The sequence below is a fragment of the Treponema sp. UBA7570 genome (genome assembly GCA_002477955.1).
Taxonomy (GTDB): Bacteria; Spirochaetota; Spirochaetia; order Treponematales; family Treponemataceae; genus Treponema_D.
In genome coordinates this window covers 26,930-28,644 of the sequence record DLLE01000055.1, presented here as the reverse complement: position 1 = coordinate 28,644, position 1,715 = coordinate 26,930, and the positions used below count along the sequence as shown (strand labels likewise).

General features: G+C 40.1%; 1 protein-coding gene. It reads right to left on the bottom strand.

Annotated elements, in window-relative coordinates:
* Window positions 1-176 precede the first annotated feature (176 nt).
* Window positions 177-935 carry a DUF4469 domain-containing protein gene (locus tag B4N75_RS06965; RefSeq protein ID WP_296669035.1) on the bottom strand — a complete coding sequence of 253 codons (759 nt, stop codon included), beginning with the start codon at window positions 933-935 and terminating at the stop codon, window positions 177-179.
* Window positions 936-1,715: the final 780 nt, after the last annotated feature.

Sequence of the window (1,715 nt, the reverse complement as noted above, 5' to 3'; positions counted from 1 at the left end):
TCAAGCCCGATAATGACAAGATGGCAAGCCCGATAATGACATTGTGGTCAAGCTGGGTAATGACATGGGAGGCAAGCCCGACATGACATTAAATTATAAAACTCGAAGTTTTGGCTAAATAAAAACAAAAATGCAAAGCCAGCCTGGATAAAAAAGTCCGCTGACTTTGCATTTTTTTATTCTTTTATTGTTACAGTAATTTTGCTAAAACCCGTAACTGCGTTTTTTAATTCCTGAGTACCGCGGATAGAAGTTCTAATTCCAATAAAATACTTTTTGTCTGCGGCAAGGTTGCGCGGAAGATGGAATTCAAGCATTTTTGGACTGTTTGTCGTAATAAATTCTTCAGGAACCTTTATCCATTCCTGCTCGTCCTTGTTTGCAGAGTTGTCTTCGAGAAGAGGTATAAAGAATATGCCGCTGTTCTCGCCTCCAACTTTAAGTTTTTTCCCTTTAATCCTTGCGCTGAACGTTGCCTTGAGAACGCCTTCCGCATAGCCGGAAACAGGGTTTTCTATCTGGGTAATCTGAGGAGCAGAATCGACCACTGTAGAAACAGCGGCCGTAATTTCCTTTAAGGTTTCGCGCAGCTCTTCGTTTGTTGAAAATCTTGCCTCAAAGCCTGTTATGGATTCGGCCTCTGGATTAAGAGACTGCACTGAACTGATTGGGGCAATGTAGAGCTTGCAGATTTCCATAATGTCTACCGCAAATCCAAGCTTGGCCTGCTCAAGAATTTCTTTTTTTAGAAGCTCCATTGCATGTCCGACTTGATAGCGGTCTATTCCCTGGTTATGGGCGGCGATAAGGTCTAAAATCTGGTCTGTTGTGATGGTTTTTCTTGGAACACGCGCAATGTATGTGTTTTCTTTAAAGTTGCAAGGAGTCAATGTGACTGCAAAATTTGTGTTGCGTTTTGAATCAATGTTTATCATAATCATAATTCCTTTTTTTTAAGGTTAGAATTTTAAGTTGGCAATAGTTGTTTTGGCAACGCCAGTTACTTTTCTATTGACTTGAAAAAACTGCAGAATATTCTTATGATGTAACAGTAGACTTACAACTGTGGATATTCCGCAGCGCTGTTTATAGACCATTTATCTGATGGCAGTCAGTTAGATGGTCTTTTTTTCTTCTTTCAATTTAGGTTCCTCCGATAGTTTTAGTATGGGAAATATAAGATTTTTTCTCATTTATTCCCACAATAAAGTTAATAATAAATCTATGAAATCATCAAGTAAAAAATGCAAAATTTTTAAGTTTTTGTTATAGATTTGTTAAAATTTTATGAATTTGCAGCCGTAAACTCGCAAAGCGCAATGTTTTTTAGAAAAAACATTCTTTTTTTTGCCAAAATAAGATAGCCAAGGCAAGCATTTTTGTTATAAGAAGACGTTCGTGCGCGCGATTTACAGACGCGTGAGCATAATGCTTGCAGCCGTGCAACTGAACTGCTTGCAGTCGCGCAGTTGAGCTTCTTGCAGTCGCGTGGGTGCGTCTCTTGCAGCCGTGCAAGTGAACTTCTTGCGGTTGCGCAGTTGAGCTATTTACAGTAGCACAGGGTATGCTTCTTGCAGTAATACAGGGTGTGCTTTTTACAAGAAGCGCGTGTGTGCTTCTTATAGTTGCGCAGTTGAGCTTCTTGCAATAGCACAGGGTGTGCTTCTTGCAGTCGCGCGGCTGAGTTTCTTACAGTAACACAGGGGATGTTTCTT

Coding starts and splice junctions, on each gene's coding strand:
- B4N75_RS06965 (WP_296669035.1), bottom strand. CDS start 935: ATGATAAACATTGATTCAAAACGCAACACAAATTTTGCAGTCACATTG.